This window comes from Dyadobacter luteus (genome assembly GCF_003383615.1).
In the GTDB taxonomy this organism is placed as follows: Bacteria; Bacteroidota; Bacteroidia; order Cytophagales; family Spirosomataceae; genus Dyadobacter; species Dyadobacter luteus.
In genome coordinates this window covers 103,432-127,628 of record NZ_QNUL01000012.1, presented here as the reverse complement: position 1 = coordinate 127,628, position 24,197 = coordinate 103,432, and the positions used below count along the sequence as shown (strand labels likewise).

The 24,197-nt window shown below is 44.2% G+C and carries 24 protein-coding genes; 16 read left to right on the top strand and 8 right to left on the bottom strand.

Translation table 11 applies throughout. The features are described 5' to 3' along the window. The first annotated feature begins 3 nt into the window (after window positions 1-3). The 16 genes from DSL64_RS15975 to DSL64_RS15900 all read left to right on the top strand — a co-directional run bounded on the left by DSL64_RS15975 (window position 4) and on the right by DSL64_RS15900 (window position 13,333). Window positions 4-681 (top strand): conjugal transfer protein TraI, encoded by a 678-nt coding sequence (locus tag DSL64_RS15975; protein WP_115831915.1) that lies wholly within the window; start codon window positions 4-6, stop codon window positions 679-681. A 10-nt stretch (window positions 682-691) separates the two neighbouring features. Next, on the top strand, window positions 692-1,336 hold the full coding sequence (locus tag DSL64_RS15970; protein WP_115831914.1) for a hypothetical protein: 645 nt from the start codon (window positions 692-694) through the stop codon (window positions 1,334-1,336). Window positions 1,337-1,348: 12 nt separating this feature from the next. Beyond that, entirely contained in the window at window positions 1,349-1,987 is a 639-nt protein-coding gene (locus DSL64_RS15965; protein WP_115831913.1) for a TerB family tellurite resistance protein, read from the top strand. A gap of 22 nt (window positions 1,988-2,009) precedes the next feature. Beyond that, the gene (traJ, locus tag DSL64_RS15960) at window positions 2,010-3,230 is read left to right on the top strand and encodes a conjugative transposon protein TraJ (RefSeq protein WP_115831912.1); all 1,221 of its coding nucleotides are present in this window, start codon (window positions 2,010-2,012) and stop codon (window positions 3,228-3,230) included. Window positions 3,231-3,245: 15 nt separating this feature from the next. Then, entirely contained in the window at window positions 3,246-3,863 is a 618-nt protein-coding gene (gene traK / locus DSL64_RS15955; protein ID WP_115831911.1) for a conjugative transposon protein TraK, read from the top strand. Window positions 3,864-3,868: 5 nt separating this feature from the next. Then, a complete protein-coding gene (locus DSL64_RS15950) occupies window positions 3,869-4,228 on the top strand; it encodes a hypothetical protein (RefSeq protein WP_115831910.1) in 360 nt (119 codons plus the stop codon). A gap of 23 nt (window positions 4,229-4,251) precedes the next feature. After that, the gene (gene traM, locus DSL64_RS15945) at window positions 4,252-5,550 is read left to right on the top strand and encodes a conjugative transposon protein TraM (RefSeq protein ID WP_115831909.1); all 1,299 of its coding nucleotides are present in this window, start codon (window positions 4,252-4,254) and stop codon (window positions 5,548-5,550) included. 26 nt (window positions 5,551-5,576) lie between these two features. Then, on the top strand, window positions 5,577-6,413 hold the full coding sequence (traN, locus tag DSL64_RS15940) for a conjugative transposon protein TraN (RefSeq protein WP_115831908.1): 837 nt from the start codon (window positions 5,577-5,579) through the stop codon (window positions 6,411-6,413). 48 nt (window positions 6,414-6,461) lie between these two features. Continuing rightward, the gene (locus DSL64_RS15935) at window positions 6,462-7,313 is read left to right on the top strand and encodes a hypothetical protein (protein WP_115831907.1); all 852 of its coding nucleotides are present in this window, start codon (window positions 6,462-6,464) and stop codon (window positions 7,311-7,313) included. 45 nt (window positions 7,314-7,358) lie between these two features. Next, entirely contained in the window at window positions 7,359-8,384 is a 1,026-nt protein-coding gene (locus tag DSL64_RS15930; protein ID WP_115831906.1) for a hypothetical protein, read from the top strand. Window positions 8,385-8,394: 10 nt separating this feature from the next. Continuing rightward, window positions 8,395-8,670, top strand: a complete 276-nt coding sequence (locus tag DSL64_RS15925; protein WP_115831905.1) for a hypothetical protein — start codon at window positions 8,395-8,397, stop codon at window positions 8,668-8,670. Between the two features lie 25 nt (window positions 8,671-8,695). Then, on the top strand, window positions 8,696-8,980 hold the full coding sequence (locus DSL64_RS15920) for a helix-turn-helix domain-containing protein (RefSeq protein WP_115831904.1): 285 nt from the start codon (window positions 8,696-8,698) through the stop codon (window positions 8,978-8,980). Next, the gene (locus tag DSL64_RS15915; protein ID WP_115831903.1) at window positions 8,977-9,258 is read left to right on the top strand and encodes a hypothetical protein; all 282 of its coding nucleotides are present in this window, start codon (window positions 8,977-8,979) and stop codon (window positions 9,256-9,258) included. The genes DSL64_RS15920 and DSL64_RS15915 overlap by 4 nt, the downstream gene beginning before the upstream one ends. 542 nt (window positions 9,259-9,800) lie before the next feature. Beyond that, on the top strand, window positions 9,801-11,969 hold the full coding sequence (locus DSL64_RS15910) for a TonB-dependent receptor (protein ID WP_115831902.1): 2,169 nt from the start codon (window positions 9,801-9,803) through the stop codon (window positions 11,967-11,969). 415 nt (window positions 11,970-12,384) lie between these two features. Further along, window positions 12,385-12,585 carry a hypothetical protein gene (locus DSL64_RS28830; RefSeq protein ID WP_147300377.1) on the top strand — a complete coding sequence of 67 codons (201 nt, stop codon included), beginning with the start codon at window positions 12,385-12,387 and terminating at the stop codon, window positions 12,583-12,585. A gap of 349 nt (window positions 12,586-12,934) precedes the next feature. Then, a complete protein-coding gene (locus DSL64_RS15900) occupies window positions 12,935-13,333 on the top strand; it encodes a response regulator (RefSeq protein ID WP_115831900.1) in 399 nt (132 codons plus the stop codon). 149 nt (window positions 13,334-13,482) lie between these two features. Here DSL64_RS15900 and DSL64_RS15895 read toward each other — a convergent pair whose 3' ends face one another. The 8 genes from DSL64_RS15895 to DSL64_RS15865 all read right to left on the bottom strand — a co-directional run bounded on the left by DSL64_RS15895 (window position 13,483) and on the right by DSL64_RS15865 (window position 23,805). Beyond that, complete coding sequence (locus DSL64_RS15895) at window positions 13,483-13,917, bottom strand: ferritin-like domain-containing protein (protein WP_115831899.1); 435 nt, start codon at window positions 13,915-13,917, stop codon at window positions 13,483-13,485. A gap of 170 nt (window positions 13,918-14,087) precedes the next feature. Beyond that, a complete protein-coding gene (locus DSL64_RS15890; protein ID WP_147300376.1) occupies window positions 14,088-14,333 on the bottom strand; it encodes a hypothetical protein in 246 nt (81 codons plus the stop codon). Window positions 14,334-14,397: 64 nt separating this feature from the next. Continuing rightward, a complete protein-coding gene (locus DSL64_RS28975; protein ID WP_158547934.1) occupies window positions 14,398-14,547 on the bottom strand; it encodes a hypothetical protein in 150 nt (49 codons plus the stop codon). A gap of 321 nt (window positions 14,548-14,868) precedes the next feature. Continuing rightward, complete coding sequence (locus tag DSL64_RS15885; RefSeq protein ID WP_115831946.1) at window positions 14,869-16,500, bottom strand: RagB/SusD family nutrient uptake outer membrane protein; 1,632 nt, start codon at window positions 16,498-16,500, stop codon at window positions 14,869-14,871. A gap of 39 nt (window positions 16,501-16,539) precedes the next feature. Next, the gene (locus DSL64_RS15880) at window positions 16,540-19,845 is read right to left on the bottom strand and encodes a TonB-dependent receptor (protein ID WP_115831897.1); all 3,306 of its coding nucleotides are present in this window, start codon (window positions 19,843-19,845) and stop codon (window positions 16,540-16,542) included. A 234-nt stretch (window positions 19,846-20,079) separates the two neighbouring features. Continuing rightward, complete coding sequence (locus DSL64_RS15875) at window positions 20,080-21,099, bottom strand: FecR family protein (RefSeq protein WP_115831896.1); 1,020 nt, start codon at window positions 21,097-21,099, stop codon at window positions 20,080-20,082. Window positions 21,100-21,377: 278 nt separating this feature from the next. Further along, complete coding sequence (locus DSL64_RS15870) at window positions 21,378-21,953, bottom strand: RNA polymerase sigma factor (RefSeq protein WP_115831895.1); 576 nt, start codon at window positions 21,951-21,953, stop codon at window positions 21,378-21,380. 199 nt (window positions 21,954-22,152) lie between these two features. Next, on the bottom strand, window positions 22,153-23,805 hold the full coding sequence (locus DSL64_RS15865) for an alpha-L-fucosidase (protein WP_115831894.1): 1,653 nt from the start codon (window positions 23,803-23,805) through the stop codon (window positions 22,153-22,155). Window positions 23,806-24,197 lie beyond the last annotated feature (392 nt).

The window sequence follows — 24,197 nt, the reverse complement described above, 5'->3', positions numbered from 1 at the left end:
TCTATGAGAAAGCACATCAGGATTTTTCTGCTCTCAATATTTATAGTGGCAGCATCAGCGCCCATGCAGCGCGCGGAAGCAGCATGGTGGGAAGTAGTCCGGCAGGTGATCATCCGGGTGATCAAGGCGATCGATCTGGGGATCCAGCGTCAGCAGAACAAAATTGTCTGGCTTCAGAACGCTCAGAAAGCGCTGGAGAACACGATGGCCAAATTGCAGTTGGACCAGATCACAGAGTGGACCCAGAAGCAGCGGGATTTATACAAGGAGTATTTCGACGAGCTGCAGAAGGTCAAGTCTTTGATCACCTACTACAAAAGGATCCGCGCGATCAGCGATAAGCAGTACCGGCTGGTGCTTCAGTACAGAAGGGCGTGGAACCTGGTGCAGACAGACAAGCATTTCACGCCAGGCGAGGTGGCCTATATGGGAAAGGTCTACACAGGGATCCTGAGTGAAAGCATTAAAAACATTGACCAGATCGCTGCGGTCATCAAAGCTTTACAGACCAGTATGACAGATGCAAAACGCATTGAGCTGATTAATGATGCGGCGGAAAGAACCGAGAAAAACTACGATGATCTGATGCGCTTTACGAACCAGAACATGCTGCTCAGCATCCAAAGATCAAGATCACAGCAGGACGTTGAAACGATCAGACTGCTTTACGGTATACCTTAAAACGAGATATATGAAAAAAATACCCCTGATACTAATGCTGCTTGCGTTCCTGAAAACAGAGACAAAAGCCCAGATTGTCAAGGAGCTTTTCCAGCAAAAACAAACCCAGATCGAGTATCTGGCCAATCAGATTGCGGCGTTGAAGGTGTATATCCAGGTGCTTCAGAAGGGATACAAAATCGCGGATCAGGGTTTGACGCTGATCGGCAATATCAAAGATGGCGATTTTAAAATGCACAAAGATTATTTCGCCTCACTTAGAAAGATCAAGCCCGCTATCATAAACCACGCCAGGGTCAAAGGCATCATTGATCTACAGTTGATGACACTGCACGAAGCAAACCAAGCTATGAGCAAGGCAAAAGCCGACGGGCTTTTCAGCCCGGCTGAGATGGATTACATGCAAAGGGTTTACCGAAGGCTGCTTGATGACTGCTCAAACAAGCTCAGCGAGCTCACCGCGGTAACCACCGACGGCAAGCTTGAAATGAAAGATGATGAGCGGATCAAAAGAATTCAGTCGATTTTCATCGGCATGCAGGATAATTACACTTTCAGTAAGGGGTTTTCGCGCTCGGCTATGATGATGGGGTTGTCCCGAAAAAAGGATATGAAGAGCGCTGCTGCAATTCAGCAACTGCAAAACATCAGATAACACTTAACAGATATGAAACACATTCTTCTTCTTTTGCTACTGCTTTTTGGCAGTATCTGCAGACCGCCAAAGGCTAATGCGCAGGCGCAGGAAATCGCGCAGTTGGTACTGAATATTGAAAAGCTTTCACAGTTCAAACAGATTTTAGAAGACCTGAAAAAAGGATATGATATTCTTTACAAAGGCTATAACACCATCAAAAACATCAGCGAGGGTAATTTCAAGCTGCACAAAGGGTTTCTGGACGCACTTTTAAAAGTTAGCCCGCAAGTCAGAAATTATCATAAGGTGGCAGGGATCATCCAAAAAGAGATCGCGCTGGTATCAGAGTCAAAAAGCGCGCTTTCAAACTTCAGGGCCCAGGGGCAGTTTACGGCCTCCGAGATCGCGCACATCGAAAGGGTATATAGTAATCTGATCAGTGTGAGCATCCGAAACCTGGACGAGCTTTCCAATGTGATCACGCAAGACAAACTAAGAATGTCAGACGATGAAAGGCTAAAAGCAATTGATCACATCTTCGGACAGATGGATGAGCACCTGGTATTCCTAAGACATTTCAACGGCAATAACTCTGTGCTGGCCACTCAGCGGGCGAAAGAAAAAAATGATGCTTCTGTCATGCAGCAGATCCAGGGTATAGACCTATAAACCAAAAGAAAAAAACAATCAAATGAAAAACAGGACAGCAATCACCGCTCTGGTGATAACAGGACTGCTATTGTCTACCGACTGCACAGCGCAGGGGCTTGCCACAGAAATAAGAGGGCTGCAGGGCGTGCTGGACCAGCTTTACAATGAGATGATTGGTCTGAGCAGCCGTCTGATCTCGGTCGGCCGCGGAATTGCAGGCTTTGCGGCGCTGTGGTATATAGCCTACCGTGTGTGGCGGCATCTGGCCAACGCAGAAGCCATTGACTTTTATTCGCTTCTCAGGCCCTTCGCGCTGGGAATGGCGATTATGCTCTTTCCTTCTTTTCTGGCGATCATTAACGGCATTCTCTCCCCTACTGTCACAGGTACGGCCGCGATGGTGCAGGGCTCAGACAAAGCGGTCGCCCTGCTACTGAAGCAGAAACAGGATGCTTTAAAAAGGACTGATTTCTGGCAGATGTTTGTCGGTGAGACCGGTCAGGGGGACCGCGACAGGTGGTACCGCTACACGCACGGTGAGGACCCCTCTGAGGAAGGCTCACTGTCCTCGATTGGAAATGATGTGAAATTCGCGATGTCAAAAGCGATGTACAACTTTCAGAACGCTGTCAAAGAATGGATGAGCGAGATCCTTCAGATCCTTTTTCAGGCGGCTGCACTGTGCATCAATACACTGCGAACCTTTCAGCTGATTGTACTGGCTATCCTGGGCCCTCTGGTTTTAGGCATTTCTGTCTTCGACGGGTTTCACCATTCGCTTAACGCCTGGCTGGCGCGCTACATCAATGTGTTTCTGTGGCTACCGGTCGCCAATATCTTCGGCGCTATCATCGGAAAGGTACAGGAGCAGATGATCAAAATTGATCTGAGCCAGATCCAGTCTACGGGCGATACCTTCTTCTCCTCGAAAGATACCGCGTACCTTGTGTTTCTGATTATTGGCATAGTAGGCTATTTCACAGTTCCATCTATTGCCAACTTCATTGTCAATGTTGGCGGTTCCGGCGCATTGGGACAAAAGATCACAAGCATCACCATGAGCACGCTCGGATCATTTGGCTCGAGCTCCTATCAGACTGCCAAATCTGTTAAAAACGCCCCGTCGAATTTTATGGAAGGCTACTCGGGCAGTCACACCGGCCATGGTGTTAGCGGGGCCTTCGGACGCTCTGCGGGATACTCGGGCGCTTACATGGCAGATAAAATCTCCGGGGGCAGCAAAAACGATTCTTCTCACTGATAAAACTAGCCAGAAATGTTTACCAAAACCAAAAATATAGATACTGCTTTCCGTCATATCAGATTATTCACCTTAATCGTGATCATCGGATGTATCGTCCTGTGCTGCTTTACGGTCTACAAAAGCCATCAGATGGTCACTTCCATCCAGGGTAAAATCTACATTCTAGCCAACGGAAAGGCGCTGGAGGCCTATGCCGAAGAGCGAAAGGATAACGTACCCGTAGAAGCAAGGGATCATGTAAAGACATTTCACCGTCTGTTTTTCACACTCTCACCTGATGAGAAGTCTATCCGTGAGTATGTAGGCAAGGCGCTTTATCTGGCTGATGCGACAGCGAAGAAAGAGTATGATAATCTGACTGAAAAAGGGTTTTATACCGGCATTATTTCAGGTAACATCAACCAGGAGATCAGCATTGATAGCATCCACGTCGATACGGCAGTCTACCCTTACTTCTTCCGCTGTCATGCCACGCAGTTTATCACCAGAGCGACAAGTATCGTCTCAAGAAGCCTTGTCACGGAAGGATACCTGCGCAATGTGCCCCGCTCAGATAACAATCCTCACGGATTTCTGATCGAAAAGTGGCTTACGACAGATAACAAGGATATCAAAATTCAAAACAGGTAAAAGCCATGAAAAACAAAATCTCAAAACGTGGCCTGGCCCTACTACTACCTATCTTGCTTGCAGCTTCCGGCTACTGTCTGCAGCTGATTTTCAAAGGTGCATGCCCAGATAATGTGAAGTCCTACACGCTCACTCAGATCAGATTACCTGCCAGCATCGGTCGCGCGGTTGTGCCGGTCAGGCCCCAGATCTCAGAGCAGGAATACACAAGATTAGTCAGCTACCTGGATTTTCTTGACAGTTTAAAAGGCTCTGAGCATACAAAGCCTAGCTATGACAGCATCGTCAAAGCTAATCCGGGTCTTTTGGACAGTCTGATGCTCACGCACCGAATGTATCTTCTTCAGCCGCAGGGAAATCAATAGTCAAATTCATAACAAATCAGATCATGGAAAATAATCAATCCATCAGCTTTATCCGCAAGCGAAGGCTCTATACCGTTTTACCGCTTCTGGTACTGCCGTTTCTCACATTTCTTTTCTGGATACTTGGCGGCGGGCAGCCAGCACCGACAGACGGGCCTACAGGGCCAACGGGCTTTAACTTTAATCTTCCCGACGCTTATCTGGGCGATCAGGCCCCACTTGATAAGCTTGGCTTTTACGAGCAGGCAGAAAAAGACTCCTTGCTTTATCAGGAGCTTTTAAGAAACGATCCTTACTATCAAGGCGATGTGGCTCAAACAAAACCAGGTGCAGACAGCAGTAAACTGCTGGGGCTGCCTAACAGAAAAACGGCCCTACAAACCGGGCTGAACAGCTCGCCCTACTCAGAATCCCGGAGCGCTCAGGAGCAGCAGGTTTACAAAAAACTTGACCAGCTCACAGCCGCTTTGAATGCTTCGACAGACATGCCTGCAAAAGGGCCTTCTGAAAAAAATGAACTCAGAGCCTTAGGAACTGAAATATTGGCTGAGGACCCACAGATTCAAAAGATCGAAAAGCTTATGGAAAGTATTGGCGATGCGGGCGTGGACAAAGACCCCGAGCTTGACGAGCTTAACGGGATGCTTGAAAAGATCCTTGATATCCAGCATCCTCAGAGGGTTCAAAACAGACTCCGGCAAACTTCCAGCGAAAACAAGGGACAGGTATTTGCCCTGGCAGCACCAACAGATCAAATGCCGGTTACCACACTTGATGAAGGCAGCGCTGCTGCCATACCTGGCCAGACTGGCTTTTACTCCCTGGATGAAGCAACTAGTGCACCCGACGAGGCAAGCACCGTGCAGGCGGTAGTTCACCAGACCCAGGAGCTTGTCAGCGGCTCAACAGTGAAATTAAGACTTGTCAGTGATGTGTATGTGAACGGTGTACTGATACCGGAAGGTACCTTCTTATACGGTATAGCTTCTTTGGACTCAGAAAGGCTCAAAGTGCAGATCACCAGCTTCCGCTACCAGAATGCACTTTTTCCCGTGGCCCTTTCTGTGGTGGATATGGATGGACTGGAGGGGATACACATTCCCGGGGCAATCTCCAGGGACGCAGCCAAACAGTCCTCAGAGCAGGCCATCCAGGGACTGGGCATTGGTAGCTTCAATCAGAGCCTTGGTGCTCAGGCGGCCAATGCAGGTATTGAACTGACAAGAAACCTGCTTAGCAAAAAAGTCAGACTGATCCGCGTGACAGTCAAAGCGGGCTATCAGGTGCTTCTCAAAGACCAAAATCAGACGCAGCTTCAATAAGTATATCCACTTTAACTAAAACTACTATGAAAAATCTGATCACTATGTCCCTGTCTGTTCTTTTCACTGTTCTGACAGCGAGCTTACTTTTTGCACAGAACCCATCGGTCATCGAGCCTTACGCAATCCAGATAACCCACCAGAAGACCACCAATCTTGTTTTTCCAAACAGGGTAGTCAGTGTCGATAAGGGAAGCCGTGATATTTTGGTGCAGAAGGCAAAGGGTGCTGATAACATCCTTCATCTGAAAGCCGCTGCACAAGGCTTTGAAAATACAAATCTTACTGTTATCACAAGCGACGGCAGGCTCCACTCCTACCTGCTAAGCTACAGTGCTGATCCAAGGGATCTGAACTTTGTCTTTGACAGTGCACAGACTTATGGTGCTGTGATAAGCGCTGCAAACCAGAACGAGGCGCTGGTAGAAGCTACAGCAGCTGAGATTGCCACTGAGGGCAAAACAATTAAAAAGAAACAGGATGCCAAATTTGGTATAACGCTTGGACTGGATGGTCTTTTTATCCATCAGGACCTTCTTTACTACCAGATCAGGATCAAGAACAAAACCCATATGGGCTATGATGTCAGCCAGCTTAGGTTTTTTATCCAGGATAAAAAAACAAGCAAACGCACCGCCAACCAGCAGCTGGAGATAATCCCGCAGTACGTGCATGGTAATACAGACAGAGTTGGTGCAGACTCAGAAAGCGTACTTGTTTTCGCTTTGCCTAAACACACGATCCCTGATAAGAAATACCTGCTGCTGCAGCTGATGGAGAAAAACGGCGGAAGGCATCTGAAGCTAAAAGTCTCTAATAACACTATCGTCAAAGCGCTTCCCTTCACTCCTTCGTCCAATTGAAAGGCCGATAAGCATATAATATTTCAACTTACTGAAACACAGAAAATCATGCAAGAGAAAAATCTGAATTATCTAAAAGATCAGGTCAAATACACCGGCTTTGGTGACGGGCTTGAAAACGCATTAAGGGAAAATATGCAAAGCGGAAAAACTGCATTCGAGTTGCAGCATCAGACCAAATTCGGAAACGATCAGGCGGAAGCTACGCTTCATTTCAGAAAATCCAGTGAAACAGACAAATATTTTTTCAATAAGTACGATCTGGCCGTCAAACCCGAAGGAGAAAAAGACGCTTTAAAGCAGACCTTTCATATCGGATTTGACAACAATATCACCTTGAAAGAAGGCTATAATCTTCTGTCGGGACGCTCGGTGCAAAAGGAAATGTCCAAGCTGGTCGAAACCTCTGATGCCGGAAGCAAACGCCTGGAGCCGAAAGGTGAAAAGTACACAGCATGGCTGAAAATGGATTTGACAGATAAAGATCAAAACGACAATTTTAAAATCAGGCAGTATCATCAGAATTACGGCTTTGATCTGAAGGCGACTCTTGATAAATACCCGATCAAAGAGCTCGGCAATGCCGAAGATAAAACCAGGCTGATTGAATCGCTGCAAAAGGGAAACCGCCAGGCTGTCACCTTTGTGATTGACGGTAAAGAAGAAAAGCGTTTTATCGAAGCTTCGCCCCAGTTCAAAGCCATCAACCAGTATGATTCGGCCATGAAGCGGACCGGCTTCAGCAGTAGCCAGCCCAAAAGCCAAAAGCATGCAGAACAGCAGACAGCTACTGAGAAAATTAGTGCACCCACCAGCAAAAAAAGCGAAAAACAGTCCAAAGAGAGTGATACTACCAGAAAACCTGCCCGGGCCAGAAAAAACAGGCGCTCGGTTACGTAACATATCACGCACGCTGCTTCTCAATAATTTTAAATTAAATCAGCTATGAAACAGCCATTGAACAGAATAGAAAATGATGTGGAGTCGTGGCTGGCCAAAGAGCAGCGCTTTACCAAACTGTTTTCCGCTGCAGTGATCAAAAGCCGTGACTTTCAAAAAGAGAAGCTGGATCATTTCAAAAACCTCAGTCACAAGTACAGAGGCGATTTGAGTCAGGACGAGCGTATATCGATAAGGGTGCTACGGCAGCAGACCCGGCAGATGGAAAGACAGCTTTATCCTAATCTGATTGTTAGGTTAGCCAGAAGAGCTTTCCGCGCCTCGCAGCGTGTGGTTAAAAACTTCGCAGCAAACAGAAGACAAACTGCCAACCAACGGCAGCTTGAAAGCCGGATCACTGCGATGGGTTTTACAGGGATGTCATCTAAACTTGCAGAGCAGATCGCAGAAGGTAAACAGCAGTTTGGCCTGCCTGTCTCTTACTATAAAAATGAGAACGAAAGAGTGGATTTTGAGCTTTCATTCAGCCGCAGTGCGGACGGCACCTACAGGATAGCAGACCTGAAAGTCTCGCTTGACGATCAAAAGGCCGGCCAGCAGCGTCAGCATAGTTTCACTGGTGATCACAAGGACGGATTAACCGCCGCTCAGGCATCTAACCTTCTGGCTGGAAGGGCTGTGAAGACCCAGGACAAATGGATCCAGCTGGATTTAAACGATGTGAATGCGCAGGGCAAACACCGCGTGAAAGAATTTCATCAGGGCTACGGGTATGACCTTCTAAAAGCAGTGAGCCAACTGCCAATAAAGGAGCTGAAAAATCAGCAGCAAAAACAGCAGCTTCTCGAAGGTTTGCAGAGCGGCGAGAAGCAAAACGTGACCATCAGGATCAATGGAAAAGACCGGTATCTTTCCATAGAAGCCAATCCGCAGTTTAAAACGATCAACATTTACGATCAGCAAAATCAGAAAATCTCAGTCAATCAGGCCCTGGAAAGACAACCAGGTATTCGCAACACACAGACACAGGTAATCCGTCTGGCAAAGAAAAACGGTATTTCGGTCAGTTAACCTTTAAAACATGGAAAAGACAAAAACATTAACAGATTTTTTAAGCGCAGTAACCCGTGATCCCAGAATAGGGCCTATCCATATCGCGCTGTTCACTGTGCTTTATAACAGATGGATCAGGGACGGTTTTCCCAAGGCCATCCTGATCACAAGCTATCAGGTCATGCCGCTGGCCAAAATCGCCAGCAGGGTCACTTTTTGCAAAACCATCAAGGAGCTTGATGAATATGGCTACCTCAAATATGAGCCGTTTTTTAACCGCAGAGGCAGTAAGGTTTACTTCTAAGTTCAAAATTTAAAAACACGTGGGTATGGTAGTGGAGATGATTACAAAAGAGGATCTGCAGCAGTTTCGTCAGCAGCTGCTCTCAGATATTAAAGAAATTATAGCAGCGCCAAAGACCAATAACGAGAGCGCCTGGCTCCGCAGCGCAGAAGCCCGTCAGATTCTGAAAGTATCAGCGGGCACGCTCCAGAATCTGAGAATAAGTGGCCAGTTAAAACCTAATAAAATCGGCGGTACATATTATTACAACAGAGGCGAAATTATGGATCTGCTTGCTGGCAGCGGTACCTCTAAAAGAAGAAAGCTATGAAAGTATCGGTTATTCTCGCACTCGCTACGCTGTCAAAAGACAACCGGATCACAGTCTGGCATATCGGAATGTACTCAGCTTTTATACAGCTCTGGCATAGCAGCGGTTGTCAGAATCCTGTGCCAATTACACGAAAGAAAGTTCTAGAGCTTTCAAGGATCGGTAATATTGTGACTTATCATAAATGCATTAAAGAGCTGGTTTTATACGGGTACATTGACTATAAACCCTCTTACAATCCTTATACCGGTAGCTTGGTTTACCTGAAAACTATCTAGCTCATTAGATGAAAACGGCCGTGACCAAGGTCGTATTTCTAGGATCAGGAACGCATTAACATAATTAAATTTGTATAACAAATCATATGCTACTAATCTAAGTGTATAATGTCCATCTGTAGATTTTGTCGATTACTGAATCAGCTATACATTTGCAATATGAAATGGTTTGTCTACCTGTTCTCGATCTATCTGCTGACACTTTCAGGGTTTACCTGCAAAGCCGACAGTGATTGCTGTAAGGACGAGATGGCGCAGCAAACCACTTCCGGACATCATGATGATGACCATCAAACTCATAGCGCTTGCGTACCGTTTCTGGCATGTGGCGCCTGCAACAGCATTCTACCTATGCATATGTCGGTTGAATTGCCTTCAACTTCTTTCGTAATACCTGGGACGCCTTTTTTCTATTTAGAGCAAAGCTGTACTAATTCCCCTGGTTCGATCTGGCAACCGCCGCGAATAGCCTGAAATCTCCCCTTTATTTATCGTGAAACCGTTCACGGTCAGGTTATTATTTCCATTATTTTAGATTTCAAATGAAAAAAGCATTTGGCCTTGTGCTATTGCTGCTGGTCGGCAGTGTAGCGATGGCGCAGCATACATTAACCGCTATTATCCGCGACGCAGACTCAAATCAACCACTACCTGGCGCAACAGCCAAAATTTCCAAAACAGCGATCGGCGCGACAGCTGACGAAAAAGGGACGGTCACATTGACCGGCATCCCGGCTGGTAGCCAGCAGGTCGTTTTTAGTTTTGTTGGCTATGAAGACCACCAGCAAAACATCACCTTTCCGACTGCCGGCGACACACTGATCGTGAACCTGGAAGCCGGCGACGAAGAGCTGGAAGAAGTAATTATCTCTTCTACCAGAAGCTCACGCACGATCCAGAGCATTCCTACGCGCGTCGAGTTCATCGGGGGCGAAGAGCTGGAAGAAAAGGGCAATATGAAACCGGGCGACATCCGGATGATGCTCAATGAAAGCACCGGGATCCAGACGCAACAGGTTTCAGCTACTTCGGCCAATTCCAGCATCCGCATCCAGGGGCTCGATGGGCGATACACGCAGATATTGAAAGATGGATTTCCGCTTTACGCCGGTTTTTCGGGTGGATTAGGATTATTGCAAACACCACCGCTGGATCTTAAGCAAGTGGAAGTGATCAAAGGCGCATCTTCCACCCTGTATGGAGGTGGCGCGATCGCGGGCCTCGTAAACCTGGTTTCCAAAGCTCCGGCAGAAGAGCGGGAGCTACGCTTTCTGATTAACGGCACCTCTGCGGGTGGTCTTGATTTGAATGGGTTTTACAGTCAGAAGTTTGAAAAAGTCGGGCTTACCATTTTTGCGTCCCGTAATAGCAGCCGCCCATACGATCCATCAGACGAGGGCTTTACGGCCATTCCCAAAACCGAGCGCTATGTGTTCAACCCCAAGTTGTTTTTGTATTTCAGCGACCGGACGCGCCTGAACGTGGGCCTGAACACGGTTTTTGAAGATCGTGTCGGTGGCGATATCAAGTACATTAAAGATGAAGGTGACGCGGTGCACAGCTATTTTGAAAAGAACAAAAGCAGCCGCTTCTCTACCCAGCTCAGCTTCGAGCACGATTTCAGTGAGCAGAACCGGTTGACGATCAAGAACTCGGTCAATAGTTTCGATCGTAAAATCAGCATTCCCGGCTATATCTTCGATGGGAAGCAGCTCTCGACTTATTCGGAAGTCGCATTCAACAGCAACCACGAAAAGTCCGACTGGGTAGCAGGCGTTAACCTTTACTCAGATCAGTTCCGTGAGTCGCCTACCGACAATTTTGTCAAAAGGGATTACACCCAGAATACGTTGGGGGCATTTGTACAAAATACCTGGCAGACCGCGCCATGGTTGAAAATAGAGACTGGATTGCGCGGAGATTATGTTTTAGATTATGGATTCGTATTGCTGCCCCGCATTTCCGGACTCTTTAAAATCACATCGGAATTAAGCTCGCGGCTTGGTGGTGGCTTGGGCTATAAGACGCCCACCATTTTCACCGAAGAAACCGAGCGCAGACAATTCCGCCAGGTGCTGCCGATTGGCCCGGATGACAACAAGCTCGAAAAGTCTTATGGTGTCAACTTCGACATCAACTATGCCACCCATTTTGGCGATCTTAGTTTCAGCTTGAACCACATGTTCTTCTACACGCGCATCAATAATCCGCTGCTGCTCGAAGCCAGCAGGGAGCCGGGGGTGAGCAGACTGCTCAACGCTAATGGTTTTGTTGATACGAAAGGCACAGAGACGAACTTGAAACTAGGTTACGGCGATTTTAAACTCTTCGTAGGCTACACGCTCACAGACGCACAGCTCAATGAAAACGGCGGCAGACGCGTAAACCCTTTGACTGCCAAACACAGGCTCAATAATGTGCTAATGTATGAAGTGGAAGATAAATGGAAAATCGGACTGGAGGCCTACTATTACAGCAAGCAGACGCTCAGCGACGGTACGGTCGGCAAATCCTACTGGATCACCGGTTTTATGGCCGAACGTATCTGGGAGAAGTTTTCACTGTTCATTAATTTCGAAAACTTCACCGATACCCGCCAAACGCGCTTCGGTTCAATCTACAACGGAACTGTAACCAATCCGGTTTTCAAAGATATTTATGCTCCGCTGGACGGTTTTGTTATAAATGGGGGCATCAAGCTCAATTTGTGACAGATAAGAGAATGCCCTTAGATAAATCTCAGCCTTCTTCTTGTAAAGAAGGGAGCTGAGATTTATCTAAGGCTCAATAGAGAAGCGTTCACATAAATACGACCGTTCTTATGCGGACAAATCTCTTGGCTTAACATATCGCTAGTTATATAACAAATCATATGCTACTATTTTAAGTGTACACTTAACTTGTAACATTATGAATGTTAATGACTTACAAAGAAATAAAAAAAGTAGAACATCTGTACTTTTCAAGAAAAAAGTTGTGGAAATTTACCGTGCAGAGTTATCCAGTCAATTTGAGATCCAACAGAGTCTCCACATCTCGCAGACAGAACTTCGCCAAATGAACCGGTGGTACTTTAAGCACCGGTTAAGACCTTATTTTTCCCTTTCATTTTATAACAGAACTACTATGAAAAAGAAAACCGATGCGTCTTATTATCTGGGGAAATTAGAAATGTTTTATTGTCTGGAAGAAGCAAATTGCTATAAATCGGACCTGCCCAATTTCAATCTACATACTCTTGACTGCGGGCATATGGTATTGCTTACCTATTTTGAAGAAACATCAACGCTGATCCACAAGTTTTGCTCGGTAGTAACAGGCACTTGACGGTAATTTAATTACTAATCAATACCCTGTGATGGGACGAAACAGGTTGTCTAATCTCAATTGAGGCGAATCAAGAAGCGGTATCATGCTTGGAGCAATTTCACAAACCCTTGTTGCAGTAGAGAGTGTTGCATTCGTTGTGTTTTTCACAAACATACGACCTTTAGTATGTTTGTTGGCATACGCTTACCTAACCCATAATTGAATACATACAAAACGTTCCGATGCGTCAAAGGCGCCCAGCTAAATATATCGGTACTTGAATAATGTATGCAGGCGGTAAATGGGAAAAAGTCTCATTTTAACCATGCAGAACTTGTTCCAGCTAGCAGATTGACTATCTTCCTATATGCCTAATGCAACAAGAAAGATATTTCTGGCCGATGATGACGACGAGGATCGTATGCTTTTTAAAGAAGCATTACAGATCGTCGCGCATAACGTGGAAGTCATCGAGGCAGAAAATGGGATAAAGCTGTTAGAGCTATTGGAAAACCGCCATTCATATAAACGTTCTATAATAGTACTGGACATTAATATGCCACTTATGAATGGTTTTGAAACTATTGCAGCCATCAAATCGACAGGCTGCATCAAGCAACTTCCAATATTCTTTCTATCAACATCTAAAAATACTAACAACATAACTAAGGCCAAGCAGCTTGGCGCGAAGGCGTATTTTATCAAGCCTGCGTCTTGGCAAGATTTTCTAGAATTAGTTGCAAAGATCGTGGATCAAATTACTTAGCTCTCCAGGAGTTGATCGGAAGGCAAAAATATGTAAGATTTAACCAAACAGTTGGCCGTAAAATTAAAAATGCATTGCCCCAGAACTATCTTATCCAACAAGGGCAATGCAAAATTTCACAACTAACTAAGATTTATTAAAAAAAGAAATTATAATTTTTGAGCAGCGTCGCGCAAGGCTTTTATCTTGTCATGCGCCGCATTTATATCCTGTGCCTGGCTGTGAATTATTTGTTGCGCATCATAGGCCAATTCATTTCCGTTCAGCGCATCATTATATGCTTTTTTGATTGCGTCTTCGCCGGGTTCCGCTTCAGATAAAATGCTGGCCCTGTCGCTGCCACCAAACAAAGACTTTATATCGATCCACGCACGGTGCAATGTGCCGGTAACGCTTTTATCAGCTTCCACATACGTAGCTGTTGCTGAATTTGCCAGAGCCGATAACGCCTGAACATTAAGACGACTTTGCTGGGCGTACTGCTCGAAAACCGTTTTCAAATCAGCATTTTCATCACTGATGTCAGCAATTAATTTTTCGAAACCAGCTACCCAATCCTTATTGATTTCAATAAGCTCCTGAATTAAATTCGGTGTATTTTTCTGTTGTTGCCATGTCGATGTTTAAAATTTTATTCGTGAATTAATAATTTCATGCCACAGCATAGTCATCACTGGTAGTTGCACACATAAATTTTCAGACGGGTCTGCCAAAGCCTGGCATCTTTTAATAGCATGACTTGTAAATTATGATTCTATCTGTATAGCAGTTTAGTGTATTCCATAATCCTACGCCCAACCTTATCTACCAGTTTAGTGCTACTATGCAAATCAGATACCCAGTAGTAGCCGGCAAAATCCTTCTTTCTTATAATACTTATCGGTGTGCGCCCGTCTTCGAACTTCACAGTAAAACTAACCGTTCCTTGGAGACTTAACCTGGTAACAATCATACTTGTATGTTCAAAAGGAATTCTTAGGGATCTAGGTGAATCTTTCATCTGATGAATCGTTTTGACTGTTTATAAAATGCCTCAAAAACTTATGCCACTCCCTGGCATGGGACTAATCAGCTCCAACGATTTTCCTTAAATCGATTCCTTCTCCCAGCACCGGCTTAAAAAGATCACCTTCGTACTTGAGTTTATCAGGTGTATTGAATATAGTAAAGTCCCGCATTTTCAGCCCTGGTTTCAGCTCTTCCCAGTGGTTCACAACTTAGTTTACTCAATTTTTATCATGCAGCCTTGTAAATTTTCCTTTCATTGAAAATATTTATAATGCAACAAACCTGAAAACGAAGTATTCAGGTTTGTTCTCAGTAACGCAATTCTGCTTGCCTCTGTTTGCGGCGATTTAGGATCTATCAGTTGAATGACTACCATTCCAGATATATTGCTGTAAACTGGCAAGGTGGAAACTAATACCTCATGGGTTTATGCGAGCTTTTTGGAATTAGCACTCTTCAACATATTTTAATACATTTTTAGTCAGTAATAAATTGGGGATGGTAAAGATTTATATAGCTAACATCAATCAATATCCAGTATTTTGCGTCAACTTGTTGTTGATCTGTATTTCAGATAAAGGCACTGGCCAAAGCTCATTGGTTCCCTTTATGAAGTTACGTTTCTGATAAATATAATAACCTTCACTGTCGACCGCATAATCTTTGTAGGTAGCCGGTGTATCGGTTAGTTTCATTCCTGTAAACTGGCGGTTCAGCTCTTCCGAGGCAATATCCCACCGCAGCACATCGTAATAACGAAGTCCTTCGAAGGCGAACTCTACACGGCGTTCCCTTCTGATTATTTTTCTCAATTCAACAGGATCCGTGGTTGTTACCGCCGGCATTTTCACAGCCTCCCTTCCTCTGACCTTGTTTATTGTTGCATCCAGCAATGCTTGGTTTACTGCACCACCGGCTTCCAATTGCGCTTCCAGATAACTCAGCAGTACTTCAGCATACCGAATGATTGAGAAGTTCCCACCATAATTCATCAGGTTTCCTGAAAAACTCTCATCCATAAATTTATTGATACTGTAACCACTCCAATTGTAGCGGTTAAATCTGTCTGGCGAGGTTGTATTAGGCCGGGAAATATAAGTTTGTCCTTTAAACTTTGTCCGATCTGATATCATGATCGTATAATCCAGACGAGGGTCGCGGTTGTCATACGGCTTGTTCTTATCATACAAAGGAGATTTGTCGATCGTTTTTCCATCCACACATTCAAACTCCTTCACCAGCTCATTGTATGCCGAAAACTGGTGCCAGCCTCCGAACGCTTCGGGGTACAGATATTGCAGAAATACATGTGAATAGGTATCTGGTAAGTACTGTGAACTAAGTACAATTTCTTTGCTCAACTCACTGGTTTCCCAGAAAAGCTCACGATACTTGGGGTCAATCACATACGTGTTATTATCAATAATTGTTTTGTAAGTTGCGGCTGCATCACTCCACTTTTTTTGAGCCATCTGAAGGCGTCCCAAAATGGCCAGGGATGCACCAGCAGTAATACGACCATTCTCAGCATCAGGTCTTGTCTTTGGCAACAAAACATAGCTTTCCTTTAACTCTTTTTCTACGAATGCCCAAACATCAGCCTTGGCAGTTCGAACTACACTGTTTGCCTCCTCTACCGTCAACACCCTTTCCACCAACGGTACACCGCCGAAATAAAGAGCCAGATTAAAATATTGGTACGCACGAATTGTACGTACTTCCGCGGTCATTACTGCCTTTTTTGACTCATCCATCTGAATGGCGGCAATATGATCAAGGAAGTTATTGCAGGTGGTAATTTTTGTATAAGCATTTTTCCAGTACGAGCCAGGCACCCAGTAGGAAGATGTAAGTGTGCCATCAGTCATGTGATCAGGGATCAGTTCCTTTTCTGACCCATTTCCCGCCATCAGATCAAGATAGAATAAAGATCTGGATGTCCAGAAATCCTCACCACTCCAACCTGCACCCGTGTTGTAACATCCAATGAGAGCTAGCTGGGCGTCAGTTTCTGTTTTCCAGAAAGTCCCATCTGAAATGGAATCCAACGGCTGCTTATCAAAAAAGTCGTCATTGCAACTTGTTGTGCTCAGCAACCCTATCAGCAAAATCGAGGTCAGGAACCTTGGTCGGATAAGCTTAGTATATGTATTTTTCATTTTAATGATTTTCATAGTTCATACTCAGTTAACAGGTGATCAGAATTTGACATTAACCCCAAAAGTGTAAACTCCTGTAATTGGGTAAAAAGGACTGCTATCACCCGTATTCTGATTCATTTCAGGATCCCAGCCCTTATAGAAGTGATTGAACGAGAACAGATTTTGTCCACTGAAGAAAACCCTTAATCTGCTAATTTTCAGTTTTTCGGTCACGCCGGTTGGAAGTGAATAGCCCACCTGAATATTCTTAACCCGAACAAAATCAGCACTTCTGTTCCAGAAGGTGGATGTCATCAGCGTTCCGCTACCCATATTCAAACTTGTAAGTTTGGGGTATTCAGCATCTCTGTCCGGGTTTTGTTCTGTCCACCGGCCATCGGCCTGCCATTGCTGTATCTGGCCTCCGTTGTAGAAAGCAAATGCCTGATAAGATCCCATTTGCTTTTTAAATCCGGCAAGTCCCTGAAACAACACCGAAAAATCAAATCCTTTGTAGTCGGCATTTAAAGTAGCACCGAAGGAGTATTTTGGGAAAGTCGAACCGATTACTTTTTGGTCGTAGGTAGCATCAACTTTACCATCAGGCACGCCGTTTGGACCGCTGATATCCTGATAGCGAACAAAACCAGGCTGAGCACTATACGGCTGGGTCGGATAGTTGGCAATATCGTCGGCACTGGTAAACAGTCCGTCTGCAACGTACCCATAAATCGCATTCAAAGGCTGCCCAACAAACCGTCTGTTCCCGATATCCTGCTGTATGCCGTTAGCCAGCTTGGTAACTCTGTTTTTAACGTAAGAGAAATTCGGTACAATACCCACATTCACATTACCGATTCGGGTATTGTAGTTTAATAAAATCTCCATTCCCGTATTCTTTACAGCGCCGGCATTTACCTCCGAGGTGTTGAGACCAAGTACCTGAGAAACCGAAATATTATAGAGAATATCCGAAGTCGTTTTTGAGAAATAATCCACAACCAATCCCAGTTTGCCTCTGAAAATATTCAAATCAAGACCTATATCTGTAATCTGTGTTTTCTCCCATGAAATATTGGCATTGGCTAGTGTAGTAACTGCCGCTCCCGAAGAAAGTGTACCACCAAAAGTATAGTTTCTGCCAAGGCTTAACAGGTTTTGATATGGATAATTTCCAACATTCTGATTCCCTAGTTTACCCCACGATGCCCGCAATTTCAGGTTATCAATCCAGCTCAGGTTATCTTTAATAAATGCCTCTTCGGATACACGCCAACCTGCCGAAAACGACGGAAATAATCCCCATCTTCCTTTTTCCGGAAAGCGTGAAGTACCATCGTATCTTGCATTGGCTTCAAAAAGATATTTCTCATTAAAAGCGTAGTTCACCCGGCCAAAGTAAGAGCGAAGTGCCCATTCCGAACCAGAACCTGTTGCGGTCATGCCCGTTGCCGATCCTGCATTAAGCTCATACAAGGAATTATTTGGGAAATTCTGACGATAGCCTCTGCTCCAATCCTCCCGAAATGATTCCTGAGAAAAACCTCCCAACGCCGAAATAGTATGCTTCCCAATCTGTTTTTCGTATCTCAACAAAGACTGTAATGTCAGCAAACCGTTATCTCCGGACTGTACACTGAGGTTATTGGGTCCAACGGTTTTGAACTGATCAAATGTAAAATTTGATGCATAACTCGTATTGGTGTAGTTTCCGTAATTGTAACCTGCTTTTCCGCTTAGGGTCAATCCTTCTACGATCTCCCAGGCAAGCTCGGCTCCCCCCAGAAAGTACTTATTTTTTCTGTTAACAAAAGACTCGCTCGCCAACCACGCCTCAGGACTGTAATTATCCTGATAGCCATAGGTTCCATCCGATTTTTTACCTGCAAAAACAGGCCCCTGACGAACCGCAAAACCAATCATGTTCATCATCTCTCCATCATACTGGCGAGGTTCATCGGTGTTGGCTGCATTCCCGGCCAGGTTGACTTTCAGAGTCAGATTGTTTTTTATTTTGCTATCAAAATTCAACAGAAAATTGTATTTGTCGTAGTGGTTTTTGGCAACAATACCATCTTGTTTCAAATAGCCCAGAGAAAACAAAAAGCTATTTTTGGAATCGCCTCCTGTAAAGTTCAGGTTGTGGTTGGTTTGAAAACCTGAACCGGAATTGACAAGATTTTTGAGATGGGGAACATTCGGATATTTGTCAGGATCACTTCCATTGCGAAACTTCTCAATTTCTTCATCGGTGTAGGCTCTCCCCTGCCCCATATTTGCATTCGCCTCGTTTCTCATGATTGCATAATCCGCCGACTCCAGAAACTGAGGAAGTTGTGTAACGCTTTGCCAGCCTATGTAACTATTGTATCCAACCTGCAATTTACCCTGCGAACCGCGTTTGGTTTCAATCAAAATAACCCCGTTTGCAGCACGTGTTCCGTAAATAGAGGCAGAAGCAGCATCTTTAAGCACTGAAATACTTTTGATGTTGTTTGGATCCACATCGTTCATTGAAGACGCAAGCCCGTCAACCAGAATTAACGGGCTATTACCTGCACCAGAAAAAGTCCCCATACCACGAATCGTAATAGAAGACTGGTCATTACCCGGTCTTCCTGAATTCTGAGAAACAGTAACGCCGCTCACCAAACCTGCAAGTGCCTGAGATGATTGCGTAATGGGTCTGTTTTCAATTTCTGAAGCAGATACACTTGATACCGCTCCTGTCAGATTCACCTTCTTCTGAGCACCGTAACCTACCACTACTATCTCTTCCAGAGACTTCTCATCCACTTTCAAAATGATATCCAGCGATGTCCTTCCACTGGTATTAACCTCCTGAGTTACATAACCTACAAAACTGAATATCAATGTAGCATTGTCTTCAGGAAGCACCAGTTGGTAGGCTCCGTTTTCGTCCGTTATAGTTCCCTGTGTAGTGCCCTTCAGAATAACACTTACACCGGGAAGTCCCTGCCCTTCTTTATCAGTTACTTTCCCTGATAACGGAGGTTTTTTATCCTCCTGATTCACTGCTTTCTGCGATTCCGTAAGGATGATGTTTTTGTCTTCCTGCCTGAAAACCAGCTGTGTGTTCTGCAAAATGAGTTCCAGCGTTTTCTGGACGCTCCGCGATTCTTTTCTTAGGTTGATACCGTTGTGTGGAGCCACCTTTGAAGAAAGGTAGAAAATATTAAAACCCGATTCTTTTTCAAGTACCTGCAATGCTTTTTTCAGAGAACTATTGTTAAGTTCAATTGTCACATTAGCCTTCCTTATATCCTGTGCTCCACTGATGTCAGCCATCAACAGCTGTGCTGTTATGAGAAGGATCGTAAAGCCATAAAAACTGATTTTCATTAATTTACGGGAATTAATACATATCCAGTTCCACCGGAGAGCGCACGTCTCCGGGCTTGCAAAAGCTATAATTTTTTGCATCCTTTGTAATGTTTAAAAAGTTGTTTAGTGATTTTTTAATCAGGCTCCTCATTGCTGTCCAAGGCCGGGGAGCTTTTTCTTTTGTGGGCGAACCCACGGGCATATACTACGATTATCTCTGGTGTCTAATCATGCAGATTTTATTTAAAGTTTCTAATAACATTTTTCTCCATCTACCACCAGTTCCTGGTCTGTCAGAAAATACTTCGTATTGCTTGTAAGTGAGAGAATCTGGAATACTTCATCCAGGGTTTCCGTACCCGAAAACCGGCCCGTGATCGCGCAATTTTTGATTGCAGGATTTTTGAAGTGGATCTTTACGTCATAGCGTTTTTCAAGATTTGCAGCGAGTTCACCGAAAGGCATGGCGTCAAAAATCATATCCTTATGTGTCCAGCTTGTCAGCATCTCGGATTTAACGGTTTTTACCTCCGCCAATACTTCCGAATTGGTATTCAGGGTTACCTGTTTGTTGGCTGTAAGTACGGTAACAGTTTTATTGCTGTCCTGTACCTTAACCTTTCCACGGGTAACAGTCACCACAACTTCTTTCTGATCTGGCCATGCCTTGATATTGAAAGCTGTACCTAGAACAGTTGTACGCACCTTTCCGGTCTTGATAATAAATGGCACTGGTTTACCACTTTCACCTGCTGTCGGAAGATGCACCACATCAAAATAAGCTTCTCCTGTGAGTGTAACTTCTCTTACTGTTTTATTAAAATCATTATCATAAGAGATCTTGCTCTGCCCATGAAGCACAACCTTGGTTCCGTCTGGCAGGGTTACAAATCGATTTTGATTATCATCTGAGCTTTTAGCGTGACCAGTAGCGTTGGCTAACGGAGAAGAGAGTTCTGGTTTGCTTTTTGACAAATAAAGAAAAATGGCAAACGTACTCACCAATAACAAAACAGCAGCTGCTCTAAAATACATGCTTCTAAAAAGAGGCACCGTGGCTCTCTCCTCTTTAATAATGTTTTCTGAAATTTTTGCTTTTAATCTGTTCTGCAAAGCATTTACCTGCTCAGCGGGTATTTGGCTGGTCTTATCCGGCTCTTCGTCAAAAAGGCGATAATACTTTTCGACTATATCCACTTCCTGTTCGCTCGCATCATTATTGAGATACTTGGCAACCAGCTTTCTGAATTTATTCTTATTTACACTTGACATCTTTATATCGCTCTTTTTAATACAGTGTAGAAAACAAAAAAAAACTCCCACGCCGGTCCAGCATTTTTTATAATTATTTCATTTTATTTTTAACAAAAAACAAGAAAATTATGTACTAGACTGAAAATCAGAAACATAAGAAAAAGTCAATCACAAACATGATCGATGAGAGAAACCAAGTAAATAAAGATGGAAATTCCCGCAGCCCCTGTGCCCGAGAACTTTTAAGAGAGGGTGCTCTCTCCTTGTTTAAGAAAGCCTGCATCCCAAAATGATCGCTATTGATTTGAAAGCATGAAGATCAACAGCATGAATTTTGAAACGCTGTCACGAAGGCTTTCCTGCGAAAGGTTAAGTTGGTTTTGGACCGTTTTCTGCGAAATCGACAAAGTTTCAGCAATTTCCTTAGTGGACATATCTTCCAGGTACCTTAGACGGAAAATCTCCCGTCTTTTTTCTGGCTGTGTTTCCAGCCAAAACTTGATACCTTCAATGAGTTCTTTCTGAAAGCACTCAGAATCTGCTTCATCGGTAGAAAACGCCATGTGATCAAGCGGTTCTTCAAAAAATGGAAGGGTTTTCCTTTTGTTATAAATTGCAAATACCTGATAACGAACTGCCGTTATCAGGTATGCATCAAGGTTACCAATTTCCTTTGTTTCTCTTTTACTCCAGAGATCAATAAAGACGTCATGAACAACCTCTTCGCTTAATCCAAGATCATTGAGTCTTTTATGTGCTTCATTGAATAATTTCTTCCAATACCGTTGATATATTTCGTCAAATGCAACCTCAGACCCATGCATCAGCATGGTTTTAAGTTCATAGTCTGTTATGTTCACATTTGGTTGCATACCTGCTTAACGATTCGAGGAAAGGTAAAAATAACAATAAAATAAAGAAGTTCTATCCAATTACGACCCTTATTTTATCTGGTTGCAGTGTAATCTCCTCCACCTTCTGATTGAGCCTCATTTTGCCTTTCTTTGTAATGCGCACGAAATACAGGCATCAAAAAAAAGTAATATAGAATAAAAACTTAGATATTTTAACCTAGACAATTTTCAAAACATTTGCGTAGAATTCTGTTGGACGGTTTTCCGGTAATTTAACAATGAGACCTTCCCGGGTACGTTCAAATTCCAGATTATCGTTTCCACCCAGCAATGAGATCCGGCTAATCTTCTGGCTTCTGTAAGGTGTATTTTCTGCAAGAGATTTTATTTTGACTTTACCCGACTCAGGCCAGCCCATTACCGTAGCATACAGTGTCTCGCCTTTCTCGGTGAAACGTACATCTTCTCCTGTAAACGGTTTTCCTTTACCCTCGTTAAAACCCTGAGCACTCAGCGGAGCTGCATTTTCCTGTGCCGGTCCTTCTCCGAAAACTTTCCAATAACGGGTGTCATAAATCGCCTCACTGTTCACTTTCATCCAGCGACCAATCTCTTCCACAATCTTGCGCTCATCGGAATCGATACTGCCATCACCTCTTACAGGGATGTTCAACATCAAATTCCCATTTTTACTGACTACATCTACAAGCGCCTGAATTACCGCCTTGCCCGATTTATATCGATGCTGATCATAAACAGAACGGTTGTAATGCCACTCTCCAATGCAGGTATCGGTCTGCCAGGGCAAAGGCTCTATTTTATTGCTTTGCCCCTTTTCAATATCCCAGACCATACATTTGCGTTGCATTTCGTCCAGTATTTTACCGGTTATTACGCTCTGCTGTGAGCCGTGTTTCTTAACACTCTTGTTATATAAATGTGCAGCAATACGTAATCCGGCGTCACTGACAGGCCATAAAGGAAAGGCAGTGTCATCAAAGTAAATCATGTCAGGGTTGTACTTGTTGATCAAGTCAACAGTCCGGTTAAAAAAGCTTTCAATGTAGGCTTTGCTTGGTTTTACCACACCGTTACCCCAGTTCCATTGTTTATGGATCATGTTATCGTCAAGGCTGTTTTCGCTCAGCGGATGGTTCTGAGCATACAACTCCTGCGGATCCAGCCCCTGCCACCATTTCCCTTTTCCATCGGCCTTGGTTATTTTCCCATCATAAGGAATCCCTTTGAATTGTCCCTCTTTGTCGGAACGTTGGGCGGTTTCCCACCAACTCCATGTGTGTGCTGCATGTACACTTACACCAAAAGGCAGTCCCGCATTTTTAGCTGCTTTTGCCCAGCCGCCGATAATATCTTTTTTAGGACCAATTTTTAATGAATTCCAGGTATGGTATTTACTGTCGTAGAGATCAAAATTGTCATGATGGTTGGCCATGGCCATAAAATATTTGGCACCTGTTTGCTTATAAAGCGTTACGAGTTCTTCCGGATTCCAGTTTTCGCCTTTCCAATCGTTGATCACATCCTTAAAGCCAAATTTGGACGGGTGCCCATATTTTTGCAGATGATACTTATACTGGCCGCTTCCTTCCTGATACATTCCTCGTGCATACCAGTCTCCGGCTTCCGCCTGGCATTGCGGCCCCCAATGTGCCCACATTCCAAATTTTGCGTTGCGGAACCAGTCAGGAGTTTTAAACTGCTGCAAAGATTCCCAGGTTGGAGCGAAGGGGCCTTTTGCAATGCTTTCCCCTGTATATGCGCCTGATAAAAATTCTGCTTTAAGCGAAGATGATAGAGCCAGAGCTGGTAAAAGGCCTGACAAATTTTTCAATGCGGTTCGTCTTTGCATAGGATTATCGATGTATCATTTATTAAAAAAAGTTGCCCGTTCCATCTAAGAGAACGAGCAACAAAAGTATAGTTTAATAAACTATCGCAATTATACAAAAGCGCATCTCATTTTAACAAATCGGACTTTTTTATTTTTTGCATTATTCAGTTTAACGTATCTGTTCACGTAATTTCCAATGATTCAAACCTTTACTAAAAAAATTAAAAGTATACACTTAGCCACCTATTTGAACAAAAAGTCAAGAATCGCACACTGCTGAATCCTCTCAATTGATATTTAAATGCTTGAAGTCTGGCCGCCCTACCAACATGTTTAATGTACATATAGATTACCATTTCTTAAGGCTTTGAGATGTGAAAAGATTTACTTCACACCACATACCATCCTTT